The sequence below is a fragment of the Novosphingobium beihaiense genome (assembly GCF_022832375.1).
GTDB classification, from domain to species: domain Bacteria; phylum Pseudomonadota; class Alphaproteobacteria; order Sphingomonadales; family Sphingomonadaceae; genus Novosphingobium; species Novosphingobium beihaiensis.
Genome location: NZ_JALHLG010000005.1, coordinates 344737 through 364598, shown reverse-complemented (window position 1 = coordinate 364598; position 19862 = coordinate 344737). Strand labels below are relative to the sequence as shown.

Annotated in this window: 19 protein-coding genes and 1 pseudogene; 10 read left to right on the top strand and 10 right to left on the bottom strand. The window is 57.4% G+C overall.

Annotation, left to right across the window (positions count from 1 at the left end; genetic code table 11):
• Positions 1-34: 34 nt before the first annotated feature.
• The 3 genes and pseudogenes from MTR66_RS05335 to MTR66_RS05325 all read left to right on the top strand — a co-directional run.
• Entirely contained in the window at positions 35-985 is a 951-nt protein-coding gene (locus MTR66_RS05335) for a coiled-coil domain-containing protein (RefSeq protein WP_243918515.1), read from the top strand.
• Positions 986-1364: 379 nt separating this feature from the next.
• Complete coding sequence (locus MTR66_RS05330; RefSeq protein ID WP_243918514.1) at positions 1365-2549, top strand: hypothetical protein; 1185 nt, start codon at positions 1365-1367, stop codon at positions 2547-2549.
• Positions 2550-2615: 66 nt separating this feature from the next.
• Positions 2616-3067 (top strand): annotated as a pseudogene (locus MTR66_RS05325) (transposase family protein); the annotation flags it as partial.
• Positions 3068-3415: 348 nt separating this feature from the next.
• On the opposite strand, the gene MTR66_RS05320 reads toward MTR66_RS05325, so the two are convergent.
• On the bottom strand, positions 3416-3772 hold the full coding sequence (locus tag MTR66_RS05320; RefSeq protein WP_243918513.1) for a hypothetical protein: 357 nt from the start codon (positions 3770-3772) through the stop codon (positions 3416-3418).
• Positions 3773-3983: 211 nt separating this feature from the next.
• Between MTR66_RS05320 and MTR66_RS05315 the strand changes: the two genes are divergently transcribed.
• A complete protein-coding gene (locus MTR66_RS05315; RefSeq protein ID WP_243918511.1) occupies positions 3984-4583 on the top strand; it encodes a recombinase family protein in 600 nt (199 codons plus the stop codon).
• A 44-nt stretch (positions 4584-4627) separates the two neighbouring features.
• Here MTR66_RS05315 and MTR66_RS05310 read toward each other — a convergent pair whose 3' ends face one another.
• Positions 4628-5131: a hypothetical protein gene (locus tag MTR66_RS05310; RefSeq protein ID WP_243918509.1), complete on the bottom strand. Its 504-nt coding sequence runs from the start codon at positions 5129-5131 to the stop codon at positions 4628-4630.
• A gap of 210 nt (positions 5132-5341) precedes the next feature.
• Here MTR66_RS05310 and MTR66_RS05305 point away from each other — a divergent pair, with 210 nt between their 5' ends.
• Complete coding sequence (locus tag MTR66_RS05305; RefSeq protein ID WP_243918507.1) at positions 5342-5674, top strand: hypothetical protein; 333 nt, start codon at positions 5342-5344, stop codon at positions 5672-5674.
• A gap of 48 nt (positions 5675-5722) precedes the next feature.
• Positions 5723-8800: a WD40 repeat domain-containing protein gene (locus tag MTR66_RS05300; protein ID WP_243918505.1), complete on the top strand. Its 3078-nt coding sequence runs from the start codon at positions 5723-5725 to the stop codon at positions 8798-8800.
• Positions 8801-9263: 463 nt separating this feature from the next.
• On the opposite strand, the gene MTR66_RS05295 is transcribed toward MTR66_RS05300, so the two are convergent.
• Positions 9264-9956: a hypothetical protein gene (locus MTR66_RS05295; protein ID WP_243918504.1), complete on the bottom strand. Its 693-nt coding sequence runs from the start codon at positions 9954-9956 to the stop codon at positions 9264-9266.
• Between the two features lie 827 nt (positions 9957-10783).
• On the opposite strand from MTR66_RS05295, the gene MTR66_RS05290 reads away from it, so the two are divergent.
• Positions 10784-11446, top strand: coding sequence for a DNA methyltransferase (locus MTR66_RS05290; RefSeq protein WP_243918503.1), 663 nt, complete (start codon positions 10784-10786; stop codon positions 11444-11446).
• A 10-nt stretch (positions 11447-11456) separates the two neighbouring features.
• On the opposite strand, the gene MTR66_RS05285 is transcribed toward MTR66_RS05290, so the two are convergent.
• The 7 genes from MTR66_RS05285 to grxC all read right to left on the bottom strand — a co-directional run bounded on the left by MTR66_RS05285 (position 11457) and on the right by grxC (position 16660).
• Positions 11457-12875, bottom strand: a complete 1419-nt coding sequence (locus MTR66_RS05285; RefSeq protein WP_243918502.1) for a relaxase/mobilization nuclease domain-containing protein — start codon at positions 12873-12875, stop codon at positions 11457-11459.
• Positions 12872-13234 (bottom strand): hypothetical protein, encoded by a 363-nt coding sequence (locus MTR66_RS05280; protein WP_243918501.1) that lies wholly within the window; start codon positions 13232-13234, stop codon positions 12872-12874. The genes MTR66_RS05285 and MTR66_RS05280 overlap by 4 nt, the downstream gene beginning before the upstream one ends.
• A gap of 180 nt (positions 13235-13414) precedes the next feature.
• Entirely contained in the window at positions 13415-14566 is a 1152-nt protein-coding gene (locus MTR66_RS05275) for an MFS transporter (RefSeq protein ID WP_243918500.1), read from the bottom strand.
• Positions 14563-14874, bottom strand: a complete 312-nt coding sequence (locus tag MTR66_RS05270; RefSeq protein ID WP_243918498.1) for an ArsR/SmtB family transcription factor — start codon at positions 14872-14874, stop codon at positions 14563-14565. The genes MTR66_RS05275 and MTR66_RS05270 overlap by 4 nt, the downstream gene beginning before the upstream one ends.
• A 164-nt stretch (positions 14875-15038) precedes the next feature.
• Positions 15039-15569, bottom strand: coding sequence for a DUF1178 family protein (locus MTR66_RS05265; RefSeq protein WP_243918495.1), 531 nt, complete (start codon positions 15567-15569; stop codon positions 15039-15041).
• Positions 15570-15576: 7 nt separating this feature from the next.
• On the bottom strand, positions 15577-16392 hold the full coding sequence (locus MTR66_RS05260; protein ID WP_243918981.1) for a carbon-nitrogen hydrolase family protein: 816 nt from the start codon (positions 16390-16392) through the stop codon (positions 15577-15579).
• A gap of 4 nt (positions 16393-16396) precedes the next feature.
• Entirely contained in the window at positions 16397-16660 is a 264-nt protein-coding gene (grxC, locus tag MTR66_RS05255) for a glutaredoxin 3 (protein ID WP_243918493.1), read from the bottom strand.
• Positions 16661-16820: 160 nt separating this feature from the next.
• Here grxC and MTR66_RS05250 point away from each other — a divergent pair, with 160 nt between their 5' ends.
• The 3 genes from MTR66_RS05250 (at position 16821) to MTR66_RS05240 (ending at position 19828) form a co-directional block, all read left to right on the top strand.
• Positions 16821-17291, top strand: coding sequence for an Hsp20 family protein (locus MTR66_RS05250; protein WP_243918491.1), 471 nt, complete (start codon positions 16821-16823; stop codon positions 17289-17291).
• 240 nt (positions 17292-17531) lie between these two features.
• A complete protein-coding gene (locus MTR66_RS05245; protein WP_243918489.1) occupies positions 17532-19421 on the top strand; it encodes a methyl-accepting chemotaxis protein in 1890 nt (629 codons plus the stop codon).
• A 68-nt stretch (positions 19422-19489) separates the two neighbouring features.
• Positions 19490-19828, top strand: coding sequence for an energy transducer TonB family protein (locus MTR66_RS05240; protein WP_243918487.1), 339 nt, complete (start codon positions 19490-19492; stop codon positions 19826-19828).
• Positions 19829-19862 lie beyond the last annotated feature (34 nt).

Below are 19862 nucleotides of genomic sequence, written 5' to 3'. Positions count from 1 at the left end.
TAAGTGCCTGATAAGGCAGGGCATGTGAGGGGAAATGACGGTAAGCCAAGAGGCACAAATCAAGCGTAATCAGATACCGGCGCAATATCGCGCCGATGGGGCGAATGGCGGCCTCCTGAAAGGCGATTTTGCGATCGCGGGCGAACGTCAGAATCTCGATGCCGAAGGCGCACGCAGTAAGCCTTTCATCCCTAGGGATGGGGCGTTTTCACATTCGGAATATGAGCTTCTTTCTCAAGCTTTGGCGACCACGCTCGGCGAGGACGAAAATGCAGCCGTCATGTTGAGCGGAGCGCAGCAGCAAAAGCGTATTTCAGATAAGGAGATAAATGGCCGCAAGCGGCGTGAACGTGAGCAGCGCTACCTCGCCATATTAGATGCAATCGACGCGCACATCGCAAGGCTGGATGCCCGGATTGCCGAGATCAATCTTGAGTTTGACCGGATCAACGCTCGTCGAACGGAGATCGGCGACCAGCTTGAGGCGCTGGACGAGCTCGAACGCCTGAATGCGAGTGGAAAACTTGATCCACGCAATGCCGAACATCAGCGATTGATGAAAAAATCAGGCATCCCGCCAAACACATCCGCCGCCGACATAGCCATGCTGATCGATATCGAGCGGGCGCACCTCAGTGACGAAGACGATACGCTGGAACAGCAGAGCAATGATCTCATCCGAGAGCGCGGAGAATTGCAGACTGAACGCGATGAAGCCTTGGCCGTTCGGGAGGCGTTGGAAAACGCCGACACGCCCGAGGCGCTGGAAATAGCGGCGCAGAGAGCCAATGACATTCTGTCCGCTTCGCAACTTGGGATACTGGCAAGCCAGACGGATGATTCAGCAACCGCACAAGCCGCTGGTGACTTAGTGGCAAAAGCCGATGAACGCGATCCAGAAGCCAATGCGCAGCACACCAGTGAAGCAGCTGAACGCGACCGCGCTTCCATCTATTCCACAGATGCAGCGAATTTCAGATTCTAATCACTTGTCTGGCGGTCGCATTGAGACTGACTCCTCAACGCCTAATGTCTGAGAGTGGGTGAAGTGGTCATCGGTTCTTGCTTGATGCAATTGAAGCGATTTGCCGGAAGTGGAGTAACCGGTTTTAGTGAGCCAAGCTAAGAATGCTGAATTCTGGTTGTCGAGCGTTGTTTCGGTCGTTTCGAGATAGTGAATTGGTTCCGAAGCCGGTTGAGCAAGCGGAAATTTGCACCTTAAGCGCTCAGATTGTGAGTAGCACCTCCGACAATCCTACACTTTTGACAGCTTTGCCGACTACCACGCATTATTTCTGTCAGAGGACGTGAAGATTTGATATAACAAGAGCATGTTTGGATTTTGCACCTCGTAGGCGGCTAGCTTGGACTTCCCGCTCCTTCTGACGGTCTCTAAAGCGATCATGTCAGTGATAGGGGTGGCTTTTGCTTTCATTGTGGGCGTGCCCAAGCTTCGGAAAGACTGGCCTGACTTCTGTTTCACGATGCATTTATGGTTCAAATACAGCCTTTTAGGGCTGTGGTGGCTGGTCGCTTTGCCTTTAGCGAAGGGTTGTCGGCGGTTTAAGATGCTTCGTGCCGAGGCATACCTGCTATCGCTCCGGCCAACCATTCCAACGCAGGATGATACAAGCGGGCCGGATACGGACGGCTCGCCGACTCGTGGCGGTGCAGCGCTTCCGAAGCCGCGGTCTAGGGCCAAGCCGTCTTTCGCCTATCGAGTAATCGAAGGCGGCAAGAATAAGGCCAACGACATGCTCGACGGGCTGCTCGCGACCATCATCACTTGCCTGAACCGCACGACCGGCCACGATCTCGGCTTTGCTACGGCTGACCAGTACGGCCTCTGCGACAGTCGGCCTCTCAATCTCGGCAGTTCCCTACCGTTCGACAACGGCGACGCGGGCCAAGGACGGATCGCGTTCATAGCCGAGGCCGCCGCCGCGCCTGGCCCCTTCGCCCGCCTTCGCCGTAAGGACGTCGTCGTGCTGACCGGTACAATCGTCAAGCTGCTGGCGCCAGGCACCAATCGTGGCGGCGTGGACAACCCGATTGGCCATGGAAAGACCACCGCCAACGCGATGCTCGCGCGCCTGATTGGCTGGAAGCCGGTCGGCACCAAGGGCAAGGTGTTCATTCACGATGTCAGCGGGATCGGCGACGATACCTCCCAATTCAACCTGCAAGGGGACGACGGCATCGTCTATCTCGACGTCCCTGTGGGGGCCGATGTGGCAGACAGGTTGGGCGGGAGCGTAGATTGTGCAAACGGTGGTGCGGTGCTCAACGGCGCGGGCATCTTCAAGCCGAACCCGAGCATTGTCGAGGGCGAGGTCACCGGCACGGTGATCCTTGATCCATTCACCGCTGCGCCGGTTGCTGACACCGAGAACGTCCTGATCCATGCCGCGCGCTTCGCGATGAAGAATCTAGCGGAGATTATCGAAGCCTTTCGCGTGGCGGTGGTCGATCTCCAGGATAGACTAAAGTCGTTCGTGGCCACGGTGGCGCGGTCGCAGTCTGACGCTGGTCACGTCGCTCTCATCTAAGGCAGGTAGGTGTTTGGTCCCAAGATTTGATGGTGCATCATTCACGCAAGAATAGAAGGATGCGCTATGGTACAGATTCTACAATGGAGTGCCCACACGACGGAGGCAGTCCTTCGAGCGATACAACAAGTGATGAGAGTCTGAGGGCTCTGTCCAACGCTACGGGGTCGACCAGAAGACTGTTTCCAAGTGGAAGAAGCGCACGGCGCTCAAGGACCTGCCGACTGGCCGAAGGATGCCCATTCCACTGTGCTGAGCATCGAGAAGGAGGCGATCATCTTAGGCTTCCGCAAGCACGCACTGCTGCCGCTGGGCCGTCGTCTCTATGCCTTGGAGGCGACGATTCCGCACCTGACGCGATCATCCCTGATCGCCATGGGATCAGCTGGTTGCCAGAGTTGACAGGCGATAGGGAGCCGAAGAAGGAGGTTAAGACCTAACCGACCGGCTACTCCCACATAGAAATTGTTGAAGTGCGCTCCGTCCAAAGTGAGCTTTATCTCTATGTCGCCATCGATTGAACCAGCAAGCTGCTCGTTCGGCCATTTCCGCTGCCGACAATAACTGTCGAAACTGTGAGGGTAGAGGCAATGTCAAATTGTTGGCATCTGCGCAGATGTTGCCGTTTTACGTAAGTTGGAAGCGAGCGGCGAAGGGGCGTCGCTTCCGCAATATGGTCGTGAAGACGAGCAATCGCGACTGCGCAACGCCCATGACTGCAATTTCTAGTTTCCGGAAATCAAAGATGCAAGTTGGATGATCATCTTTGAAGACGTGAAGCTGGCACCACTGTTTGGTCTACATAGCGTTCGCAATGCCATCGAAAGCTTCCGCTGCGGATCAGTATCTAAGCCTCCGCCAATCAGTCAGTAGAACTCCCCAACGATGTCTTGGATCAAGCGCGTAAGCTCGATGCGCCCTATGGTGTTGGGATTGATTGGGCGGGTGACGAGTTGCCCTTTTGCATAGATCTCCAGTGCGGGCTCTGCATCGATTGGCCCAATGTGGATGCCATCAACGCGTGCGCCGTTGTCAGCAGCGTCTTGAATGGCTTTCCGAACCACTGGCCATCGTTCTGACCGCAGGCCAAGCAGGACGATTGTGGGTGCGTCGTTCGAGAATTGTGCAGCCGCAAATCGAACTGAATTAGGGCCGATATCACGCGCATCGCTGACCGGAATACTAGCCTGTTGTGCAAGTGCCGTTTGTGGATATGCCGTCATACATATGTATGAAAATATTGCAGTTAATCTGAGAATCGAGGCAGACAAAAGGGATCGGTTCTGTCGATCAACCTTATGTTCAGGAGGTAAAGAACATGTATATTAGACCCTTCACGGAAACCGCGTCTATCGCAGGCGTTTCCGTCTCTTTGGAGACCCACCATGCGCCCGAGTCAAAACCGATCCCTTTTGACTCTTCGGAGGTGCGCGGATGGACTTAGTTACAGCAGCCCAAACGTCCCCTAAACGCATCGGGTACGCCCGTGTCAGCACGGACAGCCAGACCCTCTACCAGTACCGCGATCTGCTCAAAGCTGCCCGATGCGACCGCATCTTTATGGATGACGGCGTCTCTGCCGTAGCGAAGGTTCGGCCTCAGCTCGAAAAGGCGCGAGCGGCTTTGCGTGACGGCGATACGTTCATTGTCCCCGCCATTGATCGCGCCTTTCGCTCGACGATTGAGGGGATCACGTTCCTCGATGATCTGCACGCGCAAGGCATAACCTTTGAATCGATCTACCAGCAAATCGATACGCGAACGCCCGAAGGGCGCAAATGGTACATCGATATGGTTAATCACGCAGAATACGAGCGTGCCATTATCTCGCGCAGAACCAAGGAAAAGATGAGCGCAGCCAAACGCAAAGGCATCCATTGCGGCAGGCCGAGAAAGCTGAGCGAATGCCAGGTTCGGAAGGCTCACATTCAAGCCACTGTGCAAGGAGTGCAGCTCTCAGTCTTGGCGGAACATCTTCATGTATCGCCGCGCACCCTATTGCGCGGCTTCGAGCGCTGCGGCCTTGCGGAATAAAAAGAGGCGACGAAAACGCCGCCCCTTATGTGATCGCACTTCGCCTACTTGCCCCAATGACCGCAGCGCGAGGGGCCGAATTTGGCCCTGATGATCGAGAACGCCACGATCAACCGCTCGGCTTTGGTTACGTATGGCAGAGTGTTGCATGGATGGCAGAAATTACGAGCATACCAACACCGAAGGTTCTCGGATGTTTCGATGGTATCCGGGTTGGCATTGCGATCCTGCGGCAGGTCCACTTGAAGCCAGCCCGTAGCAAGGAACACCTCGCGCTTCCTGCCATTCTGGTCAATCTCAACAAACCGGAACGGCAGCGACTGATACCAGTTCACCAATGTGTCGACCCATTTCTCTCCGTCCAGGTCGAACTCCAACGACAACTCGTAGGCGGTGTTTCTGGCATCACGAACAAACTCGCGTGTCAGTTCCTCTCGTGTAACGGGCTGCATTTCATTGAAGATGCAGTAGCCGTAGCCATCGAGGTTACAATCCTCACACAGTTTGCCCTTCTGCACCGCAGTGCAGTTTCTGGGATCATTACACATTGATCACTCCCTTGAGTCTCAAGGGACCGAACCGCGCGGTGGTCCGTGCCAGCTGAATTGCTGACAATTTGCAGGCTGGCGGATTTGAGGCGATGCGTCCCAAAAGCAGACCGTGAAGTTCGGGAAGTAGATCGTGAAGTTACGCAAAAGCTTGCCAATATTAACCAAATAGGTTAATATTGGCGCTGCCACAGAACAAAAAATAAGGCCATGAAGCTCAAATACGAAGTCACTGTCGAGGAAGCGCACGAACACCGATTCAATGATCGGTTTGGTGCAGGATGCTATTTGCGTGAGACTTGGAGGATCAACGGCGATCTCAGCCGCGCTAGCGGGCCGTCGATAATTTTAAGGCATCCCGTCACGGGATATCCTGCGCGAGAGGAGTTCTTCGCTAATAATCAGAGGCACCGGATGCATGGCGGTCCGGCGATTGTGGAGCGCGACCCTTATTCAGGTACAGTTACAGCAGTGCAGTATTTTGAGCATGGCGATCCTGTTCCGGGGCCAAACGAGGTCACGCCGGATGGACCTCAGTTCTAAACTGATAGATCAGCTTGATAACCCGCAGCCCAACGCTAAAATCATCTTATGGGGAAAAAAGATGACGATCTGATCGAGCGATTTAAGGCCGATGCGGCTATCATTCGAAAATCGAAAAATCGACCTGAAATAATTGAATTAATAAGTTCTTTTGTAGATTCGATGTCTATCGATGAGCTTGAATTTATCGAACAACTTGATCCTTTTGTGCGAGATTTTCGCGCGAGCACCGGAACTGAAGAAAGTGCGCAAAAACGAACGAAATATATTTTTAACAAGATAAACTCTGATGACCTCCCGGGAGCTATCGCGCCTCTTCTGGCGTGGGCGTGCTACCACCATAACGAGGACAAGGGTTTAGCCGAGCAGGTCTATAAAATGTCCCGTTTGGCGGCGCGCCGGAAGATAAAGTACCGCTATTTCCATGGGAAGCCGGGAGATCGTTCGAAGGTGCGATCAGGCCTCATTGAGGAGGCCCGAGAGATTGATCCGCTCTTGGCGGGTTTGGAAGGCCCTCCGCTCAACACTAAGGCGGCTAGCGGAATTCATCTGGTCAACAGTCCCGTCTTTGAGCGCTCCGAGCAACGCTATATCAGCTTACGACAGCAGTTTTTTGGGCGATCAGCGGAACTCCAAGAGCTTGACGATTTCGTTAGTGAAAATGATCGCGGATTGCTGATTGTCTCGGGGCCCGCTGGTTCCGGAAAATCGGCCCTGCTTGCCAAGTGGATTGAGCGACGTTCGTCGTTGAGCAATTACATCGCCTATCACTTCATTTCTAACTTGGAACCTCTGACAACAAGCCCGGATCGCATTCGTCAAAATCTTGTCGATCAGATTGAACCGAGATTAGGCCCACGCCCGCAATCGCAAAAGGCAGAGCTTTATAGCCTGCTTACCTCGGACTTTCATACCGATGAACCACTTATATTGGTTGTCGATGGGCTGGACGAATCTTCAGCCGATGACGTTGAGCCATTTCTGGAATGTTTCCTCGGCGCCAGGTCGCTTCGGAAGAACGTCTACGTTGTCGTGTCTGCGCGCCATGAGAAAGGCACGGAACAGCCGAGCTACATCTCCCATTGGCATGCACGGCATCAGGAAGGCTTGCCAGGCAAAATCGAATCCCTGCAAGAGCTTGGCGAGCAAGCGATATGCGATTGGCTTCAGGACAAGAAAATCTCTGATGACGAGCGACAGATCAAGAGTCTGGCGAAGGCGCTGCTAGCATCTACCGACGGTCTGCCATTGTTCCTAACCTATGTCATTCAGGACCTTGGGAAGGAATTGCCGAAGATCGGCTCGAAGGCCGATCAAGTCGCATTCATTCAAAGAACTCCTCGTCCATTCACCAGATATGTTGCGGAGCAACTCTCCAGAATTCGGCGCGATGTAGGGGACGCCGAATGGCAGCGGCGAATTTTGCCGTTACTGGCAACCCTCGGTGTAACGAAATCGGCGATTTCAAGACTGGAGCTGGCGGCATTCCTCGAAGATCCCAGTCTTAGCTGGGAGCACCTCCCGCTTGGCGTCAAGCGCTGGCTTACTGAGGCGCATGGCAAATGGAGTTTCGCACATCCGAAATTGGCGCGGACATTCAGCGAGGTGGTTGGTCTGGAGGCGAGTGAGGTTCCTGACATAGGCGAACTGTCGCCATTCTCACTTGAAATCCTAGGTAGGCTTGTGTCCTGGATGAAGACGTCTTGGAACAACTATGATGGATCGAATGCTCAGAAATACCTTTACGAGTATCTTTTTGATTGGTTTCCGGAGCATCTCGCCGCTGGCGCTATAGAAGATGAGCTAGAGGCGGCGCGGATTTTGAAGGACCCTTGCTTCTTATACGGGAGGCTGTCCCACGACGCTCAGCGTGTTTCTGACCGTCTTTCTAAGCATTGCGATCTCTGGAATCGTCTACCGCGCGAAGTGAGAGCGACGAAAGAGGCGCAACGTTGGACTAGCTTTTGGGCGCGCTATGAAGGCCGCCTCAGGCACATAAGCAAGTTGGTCTATGCTGTTCCCGACGCCTTTGCTCACACTGTCCTTCGTTCACTTGCTGATGCAGGCATTGAAACGAGCAGCTGTTCTGCCAGAGCAAAATCGCTTTTAACCCATGCTGTTACGCCTTCTACGCTCCTGCGATCTTGGGATCGCGTGCATGAGCACGGAGTTAAAAGCATGTTGGCCTATGGCGATAAGCTGGTGAGCTGGGGAGCCGATGGAGCCATCCGGTTTTGGGACGCGTCGGGCAAGCTCCTTACAGATGAAGGCGAAGATCGCGCTCATAAGGCGATGTCGGTCGGAGGCGTAATTGCGCACGGCGAAGGTCTAGTTAGTTGTGGAGGCCTTGGTTCGATCCGGTTTTGGGATGCGTCGGGCAAGCGCCTTGCTGATAAAGGCGACGATTGTGCGCACGCGTCTTCTATCGGAAATGTATTCGCCTTTGGCGAGGGTTTGGTCAGCTGGGGCGACCGTCGTGCGATCCGTTTTTGGGATGCGTCGGGCAAGCGTCTAGCGGATAAAGGCGATGATTACGCGCACAACGACACGATCAATGGCATGATTACCTATCAAAACGAGATAGTTAGCTGGGATTTCGGTGGTGCTATCTGTTTTTGGGATGCGTCGGGCAAGCGTATTGCTGATAAGGGCGGTGATCTCGCGCACAGTGACGAGGTCATAGGCATGATGGTCTATGAAAATGAGCTGGTCAGCTGGGAAGCCAGTGGAGCCATCCGGTTTTGGGACGCGTCGGGCAAGCGACTTGTCGGTAAGGGCGGCGATCATGCTCATTGGCGCTTGATTGAAAGTGTAGTTGGCCATGGCAGAGGACTAGTCAGTTGGGACAACAGTGGTGTGATACATTTCTGGGATACCACAGGTAAGCGACTTGCTAGCAAAAACGACAATCATGCGCACAAGTATAAGGTCGGAGGCGTCATCGTCTATGACGCGACTTTGATAACTTGGGAACGAAGTGGGCCGATCCATCTATGGAGCGATCAAGGTCAACTCCTTCAAACCGTATGCCCTCCCGATGAAATTGCCGCAGTCTGCTGTGCGAATTCAAAAATCTATGCCATCGGCAGCCATTTTTGGGTCTACAATCTGAATGAACTAATCTGACGTTAGATTGAGCATCGATAGCAAGTCCACGTAGGAGAGATGAGATTTGAGCATATGCAAGATGTGCGTCGCAGGGCGACGCTTCTTGGCTCACGGCGCTTCGCTTGTTCGGCAAGGAGACATGCTGTCTCCTGTGCAACCTCTTGCCCATTGGAGCTGATGCTCCAAAGATCGTATCGCCGATCAATCACTCGCAAAAATGAGGCGCGGATGCATCCGCCTGAATTGGCAAATTTTGGACCGGGTGCGGACAGTCTGCTTGTAGTTCGACCTATGCGAGAGCGGACCGAATGCAACACTATCGGCAACAGTGTTGGGCGAAATTTCTCAGGGGGTCAGGTTGGCTCAAGGGAGTCCTCGGATGGGCGCGCTTTGACCTGAATTGGACGAATGATACCGGCCAGTCCAAACAACGAGCGCATCTTAAGAGTAGTTTTCCAGAGATTGGTCTCCTTCCGCTCGCCTATTGAAACAAGGATGGATGAGATTCTTCAAAATAACTTCTATTGCTTCCAATAAAATTCCAATTCCCTTCGTTCCCAAACCGAAAACCGAAAACGCCTGGTTTGTCGTAGGTGTTTGCCCAACCACATATTTTTATTCCATTTTTGAACGTTCCGCAGATACCTCCTATCACATTGGGACCATCAAACCTACTCACCCCCAATTTCTTAAAAAAATCCCTAATATTTTCAACATCACTGAGTTCATCGTTATATGAAAATGCACGAAATTCCTTTTTGACAGATATTTTGAAATCATCACTGCCTGTCATCGGTGTTATGTTGGATTCTGTACTTATGGAAGGGGTGGAAATGCCCTCAGTTTCTGGGGTTGGGCCGCTTTCTTCTTGTTGTTTTCGGCGATCGTTTTCAGGTGCTGCCTTGCCGGTCACTTCGGCCGAATTGCTCGCATCATCGGACACGTCGTTCGAAGTTTGGTTGTCTGGCTTCTTGTTCTTGTCACCGGAGAATGTTAGCCACAGTGCAGCAAGAAAGCTGAAAAATAGGACGAGAAAAATTGCAGCTCGGGGATTCGGGTGGAGACCCTCGGTCATTTTTGGAGCGAGGAGCGCAACCACGAGAATGCAAAGGGCAATCGCTCCCCATCCATCAGTCACGGCAGCGACTACGTCTCCTGCAAATTCACCAAGCAATCATCCCTCCTGTTTGCCTGTTGGCGATGACAAACCCGAACAGGTTGTGAACTGACAGCTACTTCTGACTTCGCCTCAATCCACCGCTCCTCATAGCAGCAGAGACAAGGTCTTGCTCACTCTCTGAAGCTCATGAATTTTGCACATCGCAGGTAAAACGTCTTGGCCTCATAGCTCTATGCTTGCCTTCGCACTGCTGCAATCCCAATTATCTCCGCAGTTCCCGCTACTAGAGCAGAATTTTGTTTGTCCTCTGCGACGAGGTAAGGGCAGCTATCCGTAGTTTGCGGCTCGATACGCACGGCTCGGGAGTGACTGGCAAACCAATCCTCCATCATGTTCGAAGTCGGCGCCAACGAATTGCCGGTTTCGGAACCGACTACCTAATCATTGCGACGTTAATATCCCTGCCGGTAGCCAGAAGAAGTTCCAATTATCTAAGTTACTGGAAAGCGACAGTTCATGATGCAACCCTATTGCCGATAGTGTTGCGCCACTCCCCGAACGTCCGCTTGCGGGAAAAATGGTCGTACCGGCGAATGGCCGAAATTAGGGTGCATAGCTGTCATAACGTTTACGACATGGACACGCCCTTGCGGGCCGGGCTTTCGTGAACCGAACCCGCAAGCGGTTTCGGCCATTCGGCTTCAATCCCTCGCGCGGCTTAGGGCCGGCCCTCAGCGCACTTCACGCAAAATAGACGGTTCCCGAGGCTCGGCCTTTTGGGCCTGCGCCCGCCGTCGATTTTGCCCTCCGTTTGCACACCCGATCTCGCCGATGGGCAAGGGTTGCATGAGCAACCCATTTCCAACGGAGGGAACACACCCATGGAACACAATCAAATCCTGTGTGGCGATGCCACAATCATCCTCAGCCAGTACGCCGCCGAATGCGTCGATCTCGTCATTACCGACCCGCCCTATCTGTGCAGGTATAAAGACCGTGATGGGCGAACGCTGGCCAACGATGACAATCCCGATGCCGTTCTGGCGGTGTTCGAAGAAGCCTATCGTGTTTTGAAGCCCGACAGCTATTGCATCAGTTTTTACGGTTGGAACGCGATTGCGGCGTTTTCACAAGCATGGGCCAAGGCTGGTTTCACAACGGTCGGTCATATTGTCTGGCCAAAACGCTATGCGTCTCGCAGCGGCCATACGCAGTATCGCCACGAGTCCGCCTTTGTGCTGACCAAAGGCTGGCCGCCCAAGCCAGAGCAGCCCATCAGCGATGTGCAGGAGTGGGCGTATTCCGGCAATAAGTACCATCCGACTGAAAAGGCGGTTAGCGTGATCGCTCCGCTGGTCAGAGGCTTTTCCAAGCGCGGTGATCTTGTTCTCGACCCGTTTTCAGGGTCAGGCAGCACCGCCGTTGCCGCTGCGCTCAATGGTCGTGACTATCTCGGAATTGAGTTGGAAGAGCGCTACTGCAATCTCGCCCGCGCGAGATTGAAAGGCGTGTCACGCTATCAGGAGCAGCGCAAAGCGGCCTGATAGCTGCTGACTAACGATCAAGGCTCGGGCCGTTATCGCGGCCCCGCCTTGTTTCGCTGCGATGCTGGCGGAGGCGATTTCTCCGGCGGCCTCGCTCACGCTCGGCGGCATTGCCAAAAGCGGCGCTGATTGATCGTTGTGGTTGTGTTTCTGCGGGGGGTTGGCCTTGTTTGGCTGGGCCGCGCCGCTTTTGACTCACTACACTTATGGCGTCTTGCCCCTGTGCGACATCGGCAATCCGCTTGGTATCTTGCTCCAGTTCTTGCTTGCGCGCTTTGATCTGCTCAAGCCGTCGCTGAGCCTGTGCATTGAGAAATCTACGCTCGGATAGCTGGCGAAAGATCAGCGCATCGCGTTGGGCCTTATCGCGGTTCTGACTGGCGATGGTTTCCAATCGGTTGCGTTCGGCAATGCGTTTATGTTCGCCCCGCAAGCGATCCCATATCCCGGCTAGCCCCGTGCGGAAGCGTGCTTGTCGCATGGCCTGTTCGCGTTGTTCCCGCTCACGCAGCCGCTGCAGCAATACTGCACGGTCCTGGCGCTGCTGATCGACCTGTCGCTGCTTGCGCTGATTATGCTCGGCTTTGAGCGTGGCGGCTTTCTCGTATTGCTCATCGCACAGCCGCGAGAGCATGGCGGACATTTCCTGCGCCATCGTCTGTCGTGCCTGCGAAAGCGAAGGCAGCCTGTCTTCCTCGCCCAGCCTCTCACGCACCGCCTTTGTCTTGATGGCGGCCTGTCTCGGCACGGAATAGACTTCGCCATGATGATCGATGGCGACGAAGCCGCGCCGATCTCCCCGCGCCAGCCAATAGCCGCGTTCTTTCAGTGCGTGTTCGAAGGAGGCGCGGTTGTCCGAAATTGCCCAGGCATCCTGAAACGCTTCCTTAATCTCGCGTGCATCTTTGCCGACCCGTTTGGCCTGCTGCCATTCGGCAAGGGTGTAATTGCGGGGGTCAGATTTTGACCTATCCGCTAGCCCTTCAGGCATGCGCCAGCCATGCTCGCGGTAAAGCTCGCGCGACACGTCTTGCAGTTTCATTTTGTGAAACGACATCTGCCGCGCGGTCATGGTCTCAGCGTCTATGCGGGACCATACCGCATGTGCATGGCGACGGCCTTCTTTCTCATGAAAGACAATCGCGCGGGGCTGGCCCGTCAGGCCTAAATCCTTCTCGCATTGGTTGACGGCTCGTTCGAAATCGTCCGTCGAGACATTCGCGTCAGCAGGAGGATTGAGCGAGAGTGAGAAGAGAAACTGCTTGCACTTCGTCCCGCGTGAAACCGCATAGGCCTCTTGAAACGCCCCATCGAGATCATCGGACACGAACCCGCGCAATTCGTGCACGGTCACATGATCGTTCTCGTCCTTCATCAGATGCCGCGCCAGATCGCGCGCACCGCCGCGAGAATTGCCGATCAGTATCATTGCCCAGTCCCAACCTTGAGGCCGAGCGCGCGCACAAGATCGTCGCGCATCTGTTCGATGGTCAGGCAGGCCGCATGCAGCGATAGCCGCAGATCGTCTGAATCTTCCAGTGCGCCGTTTCGTGCTGCCTCGGCAATATCGCGCATCGATGCAGCGAGTTCCGATGAACCAAGTGCGGCGAGAATCTTTGCGGCCAGCGCGGCATCGGTTCGCGGTTTGTAGCTGCGAGTTTGCTTAGAACTATCGGCAATATCGAGCTTGTGGCGGATATAGTCCGATACCGGGCGGTTCCCAGCACGATGCGCCAGCAGTGCGCGCTGTTTATCCGAGACCCGAATTGTGAGGTTGTGCATCGCCATGGTCACACCTCACAGATCGAAATCTAGAGCTTGTAGCTGTGCCTCCCATTCCTCCAATGTGTCGAATAGCTGGTTCGAAGTTTCACCTTCGAGGCGCACCAATTTTCCTTGTCCTCAAGCGCTGGATGTCCGCGGCCTTGGCATTGCGAACAGGCTCTGCTTTCAAGCCGATATTGAGCTTCACTGCCGCCATACGGCATTTCGAGCCGTCAGCGTACTTTTGCCAGCGTGGATGACAATCGCCACGCAAGCGGCGGCAATGGCACCTGCTGGCAGCCATCTTGCGGACAAATGAGCAGTCAGCATCAGCGATCCTGCTGTCGCACCGATCGCACCGCCGAGATAGTTCGCTGACGAGTTCCAGGCGATGAGCGCCGCAGCATGGCCGGGGTTGCGCGATACCAGCGCGTGCTGCTGCGGCGCCACGCTGCCCCAGCCTGCCAATCCCCATAGAAAGCACCCGGCCCCCACGCCAGCAAAAGGCGCATAGCCGACAAGGGCAAAGCCAAGGGCCAGCATGGCCAGAAGAATCAGCGTCGCACGCGCCGCAGGCAAATACCGGTCTATCACCGGGCCGATCAGCAGCGCGCCGGCCATGCCGCCGAGCCCCCAGGTCCAGATCAGCATCGGGGTGTCTTCCGCCATTGCCCGGGCGGCAGCGGTCTCTGCCAGATAAGTATAGAGCCCTAACGACCCTATCGCCGTCCACAATGTCACGCCGAGCGTGGCCCAGGTGAACGGCCGGTGCAGCGCCGCCATACGCTCTCGCCAGGTGACGGCGGGTGTGCGGGGAAAGGCGGTCTGGCGCGCAACGCCTGCCATGGAAGCCAGGCCGATCGCGACGATCATCCCGATGGTCCAGCGCCAGCCGAACCGGCTTTCGACCAGGAGCCCCACCGGCACGCCCAGCGCTGTGCCGGTGCTCAGCCCCGCCAGCACCAGGGCCAGCGCCCTGCCCCGCCTGTCACTCTCCACCATGCCTGCAGCGCTTGCAGCGGCCAAGGGCGAGTAGAGCCCCGCGCCCACCCCCGCCAGCAGCCGTGCGGCCAGCAGGACCCGCAGCGAAGGCGCCAGCATAGTCGCTACATTCCCAAGCGTGAACAGAACCAGCCCGGAAAGCAGGGCCTTGCGCGTGGTAAGCCGCACGGCAAGGAAGGCCAACGCTGGGGCGCTCACGGCATAGGCGGCAGTAAAGAACGCCACGCCAAGCCCAACCGAGGCCTGGCTGGCAGCGAGATCATGCGCCATGCCCGGCAAAAGCCCCGCCAGCACATAGGCGTCCAGGCCGAGCGCAAAAGCACCCAGCGCCAGCGGCCAGAGGCGAACGATCATGTGTCCGTGCCTGCAGCCAGAACCACATCGACAAGGCCGGGAAACTTCACATCCAGCACATCGCGGCGCAGGCTGATCCAGCAGTTGCGGCCTTCCGGGCGTGTGTTGGTGACACCGGCTTCGCGCAGGATGCGGGTGTGATGCGTCACTGTCGATTTGGGCATGCCGGGCCCCAGATCGAGGCTGTTGACGGCTTCGCGGTCCGCCAGAATGCGCACCATTTCCAGACGCACCGGATCGCTGAGAGCGAACAGGACACGGGGCAGTTTAACGTCTTCGGGATCGGGGTGCGCGTATGTGCGGGGCATGGCGGCCTCAATATGTTCGGGAATTATCGAACAATAAATGTTCGATAATTCCCGAACAGTCAAGACGGCTGCCCGCACTCAACGGTACGGCATGGCAAACCGCACAGCCCCTTGGCTAACAGACGCCTGATATAGGCATCTGCAGCCTTGTTTTTGAGTAACCGTCAGTTGGTCTGATCGGGCGGCGTTACCGGAAACGGCAGCGGCATGACCGCGATTCCCTCGTCCAGCAGCTCCTGCGCTTCATCGGGCGTGGCCTGCCCGTGAATCGCTTCGGCATCGGATTCGCCGTAGTGCATCGCGCGCGCATCTTCCGCGAACGATTCGCCGACATAGCGCGAGGTCTTGAGCGCTTCGGCCTGCATCTGCGCCAGCTTGTGCATCAGTTCCACCGCTTGCGGCGGCAAAGGTGCATTGGCCACTGGTGCCGCCGGTGACGGGACCGTGGCAGGAACGGCAGCTTGCGCGGATTCCGATGATTCCGGCGCTTCGGTACGGGCCGCAGGCGCATCCGGCAGTTGGTTGCCCTTGCGGCCGAGACGCGGTGCCTGCACGGCCTTGATCACGTCCGGCGAGCCGCACACCGGGCACGCCAGAAAACCCTGCTTCTGCTGGCCCGCAAAGTCGTCCGAAGACTTGAACCAGCCTTCAAAGCGATGTGCGCCGCCGCGGCATTCGAGATCGTAGACAATCATACGACGCCTATGTGGCAATCTTGCGCCGGTTGGCAAGACTGGGCAATTGCGCCCGCACTTCGGCAATGCGCGCCGGATCGATCGCCGCATAGCCTAAGCCGGGCCTCTCTCCGCCCATGTCGAGCAGTACCTCGCCCCACGGATCGATCGCCAGCGAATGGCCGTAAGTCTCGCGCCCGTCCTCATGCTTGCCGACTTGCGCGGCGCTTAGCACATAAGCGCTGGCCTCCACCGCCCGGGCGCGCTGCATCAGGTGCCAGTGCGCCTTGCCGGTGGGAACGGTGAACGCAGCGGGAATGGCAATCACATCGCATTTCGCCTGCCCCAGCGCCTCGAACAGCGCCGGGAAGCGAATATCGTAACAGATCGCAAGGCCCAGCCGCCCCACCGGCGTTTCCACCGTCACGACCGTATCGCCTGCGGCATAGGCATTGGATTCCCGCCAGGATTCGCCGCTGGCCAGATCCACATCGAACATGTGGATCTTGTCGTAACGGGCGCGGATTTCGCCGGTGCCATCGATCACGAACGCTCGATTGGCCCATTTTCCATCTTCGCGCGCAATCGCCAGCGAGCCCAGATGCACCCAGATCCCTTCGCGGGCCGCCGCATCGCGCACCGCTGCCAGCACCACATCTTCCGCTTCCGTGCGGATCGAGGCGGCGCCCCGGCTGCGCTTGCGATCCAGCAGGCCGGACATCTCCGGGGTGAAGAGCATGGCAGCCCCCTCCCCGCGCGCTTCGGCCACGGCATTCGCAATCGTTAACGCGTTGGCCGCCGGATCGATGCCCGTCGTCATCTGCAGAAGGGCTGCCCGCACCATCGGATCAGAGCCCCAGCGCAGGGTCGAGCTTGCCCTCCCGGTCGAGCGCATTGATATCGTCGAAACCGCCATAGGCCTTATCGGCAATCAGGACCTGCGGCACCGTGCGGGCACCGGGCACGCGCTCTTCCATCTCGGTGCGCTTGGGACCGCCCATGGTGATGTCATATTCCTCATAGGCCACCCCTTTGCGGTCGAGCAGCGCCTTGGCGGCGACGCAATAGGGACATCCCCACTTGGTGTAGATTTCAACCTTGGGCTGGCTCATCGGCGGGTTCCTTCCTTGCGTGTCTTGCGACCCTTGAAACGGCGGGCCGCTATCATATCTAGGGATACGAGTCATGGCCCGCAAAGGGGATGATTCATGCACGAGGCGCCGGTTTTCCGGGCCTCCCAATACGAAGATTGCTCATTGGAGGATTTTTGTCATGAACCGTATCGATTTTTCGCCCTATCGCCGCACCATGGTCGGTTTCGACCGCCTGTTCGACATGATCGAAAATCAGGGCCGCGCGAACCCGGGCGACAAGTATCCGCCTTTCAACATCGAACGCCGCGGCGAAGATGCTTACCGCATCACGCTTGCGATTGCCGGATTCAAGCCAGCCGATATCGATATTACCGCGCATGCCAACCTGCTGATCGTAAAGGGCAACAAGCCTGAGGACACTTCCGATGGGGAATTCCTGCACGTCGGCATTGCCCAGCGCGGATTCGAACGCCGCTTCGAACTGGCTGACTATGTGCGCGTGGATAGCGCCGACCTAGCCGATGGCTTGCTGGTGATAGACCTTGTGCGCGAAGTGCCCGAAGCCATGAAGCCCAAGAAAATCGCGATCGGCGGCAACACGCTGACCGTTGTCGAAAACGGCTCCGGCGAGGACACAGCTGCGGCCTGATGCGCCGGTAAAAGCATAATTTTCAGACGGTTGAATATAGGCGGTCCGGAAATCCGGGCCGCCTTTTTTGGGGCATATCTTACCGGCCCGTTAACCCAGAGCCGATAGGTCCCGGTAAAACCCACTAACCGTTTCCCACCGGACAGGGTTCGGTATTTCCCCTTATTCCATTTAAAGGCGCTCCAACCAGCGCCGGTTACACAAACTCCTGCCCTCGCCCCCCAGGAGTTCCGTAATCCTATGAAACGTTTGAAGATCGCCCACCGTCTGGTGTTCGCCTTCAGCCTTTTGCTCGCGATTGTCGCGGGCCTAGGCGTTTTCGCGATCCGCCAGATTGGTGAAGTCAACACCCTCACCAGCGAACTGACCACCGATTCGCTGCCCGCTTCGCAAGCTCTTGGCGATCTTCACGCCTATGCGTCGCAGTACCGGATTCATCAGGATGACACGCTGAAAGCCGCTGGCACCCCCGCATGGGAACGCCAGAACAAGGTCTTGCGCAATTCCGGATCGGTGATCGATCAGGTTCTGGACGACTACGGCTCGCACATCAGCAAGCCCGAACAGGTCGCAGCGCTCGATCAGGTCCGCCAGGACTGGAAGAGCTACGTCGAACAGAATGATGCCATTCTCGATCTCGCGCAGACCGATCCTGAGGCGGCGCGCGAGATGTACGAAGGCGATGGCCTCGACAGCTTCTACGACATGGAAGACCACCTGTTGACGCTGGTCGATCTCAACACCAAGGCAGCGGCAGATGCCGCCAAGCGCGGCGAGACGATCTACGCGAAGGCCCGCAAGGTCGTTACGGCCACGGCGCTTGGCGGTCTGATCTGCGCGATCATCCTGCTGATCTTCATGATGCGCTCGGTGGCGCGTCCGGTGAAGCGCCTGGACAGCACTGTGCGCAGCCTGATTGAAGGCGATACCAGCGTGGTCATCCCCGGCGTGGAGCGCAAGGACGAACTCGGCAGCCTCGCCCGCGCGCTTGAACGCTTCCAGGGGCTGGCCCGCGCCGATCAGGAACGCGCGCAGGAAGAGCAGGAACGCGCCCGTGATCTGCAGCGCACCGTCGAAGCCATCGGCAACGGCCTGGCGCAGCTCGCGGAAGGCAATCTGACGAACCGCCTTGAGGAAACCGGCGAAGGCGCCCTCGCCCGCCTGCCGGTGGACTACAACCTGGCGATCGCGCGCCTTTCCGAAACGATGCGCCAGCTCGTGGACGGCTGCAATTCCATCCGCGTCGGCACTGACGAAATCGCCGCCGCCACGTCCGACCTCGCGGGACGCACCGAACAGCAGGCCAGCTCGCTGGCCGATACGTCGCGCACGCTCAGCGAGTTCACCAGCGTGGTTCAGGTCACGGCGGATAATGCCCGCCAGACCAGCACCCGGCTGATCGTGGCCCGCGAAACCGCGACCAAGGTGGAAGGCATCGCCCACGAGGCGGTGGATGCCATGCGCGGCATCGAGACGACTTCGCGCGAGATGGCGGCGATCATCAACGTCATCGACGGCATCGCCTTCCAGACCAATCTTCTCGCCCTCAACGCGGGCGTCGAAGCGGCGCGTGCCGGTGAAGCCGGCAAGGGCTTCGCGGTTGTCGCCACCGAAGTGCGGGCTCTGGCCCAGCGCTCGGCCGATGCGGCCAACGACATCCGCAAGCTGATCGACCGCAGCACCAAGCAGGTCGGCGACGGTGTCTCGCTGGTGGAAAGCAGCGGCGATGCGCTGCGCCAGATCGTGGGCGAAGTTGCCGCCGTGGCCGGTCTGGTCGAGGAGATTGCCGGAGCGGCCGAGAAGCAGGCCGAAGGCATCACCGAAATCTCGACCATGGTCACGGGCATGGACACCTTCACCCAGCAGAACGCGGCGATGGTGGAAGAAAGCTCTGCGGGCAGCCGCAACCTTTCCAGCGAGACCCAGCGCCTGATGACGCAGATGTCCGCCTTCCAGCTTGGCGAAAACAATACCGGAGCATCGTTCGCGGCGCCCGTGGAACCGCGACAGCCGTTCGTATCGGAAGAGCTGGAGGCAGAAGCGCCTGCCCATCTGGCACCGGCGCCCGCGCCAAGGCCTGCCGTGGCCGGCGCCAATGCCCTCGCGCTCGACGACTGGAGCGAATTTTGAACTTTGAAGTGAGTGCCCCCTGGACGATCGGCCCGGTCCGGCGTCCCATCCGAAATGGAGACTAAGTAGTGAAGACCATCCTGAAAATTACCGCCGCGCTTTCCGCGCTCGCGCTGACCGTCACCCCGGCCCTTGCCGATAGCTGGCTCAATTCGGTGAAGCGCACTGTTGCTTCCAAGCAGTCCTACCCCCGCACCGCGCAGATGCGTGGCGAGGAAGGCACGGCCAAGGTCAAGATCTACATTACCGCCTCGGGCAAGATCGAGAAGGCCGAGCTGGCCGAATCGTCGGGCTCGCGCGCTCTCGACAAGGAAGCGGTGGCAATGATGTCGCGCGTCGGCAGCGTTCCGACCCCGCCGGCAGGCACCAGCTCCGTGGTTCTGCCGCTGACCTGGAAGCTGATCTGATCTGTCCGGGGCACGCCACCGGCAAAGCAAAGGG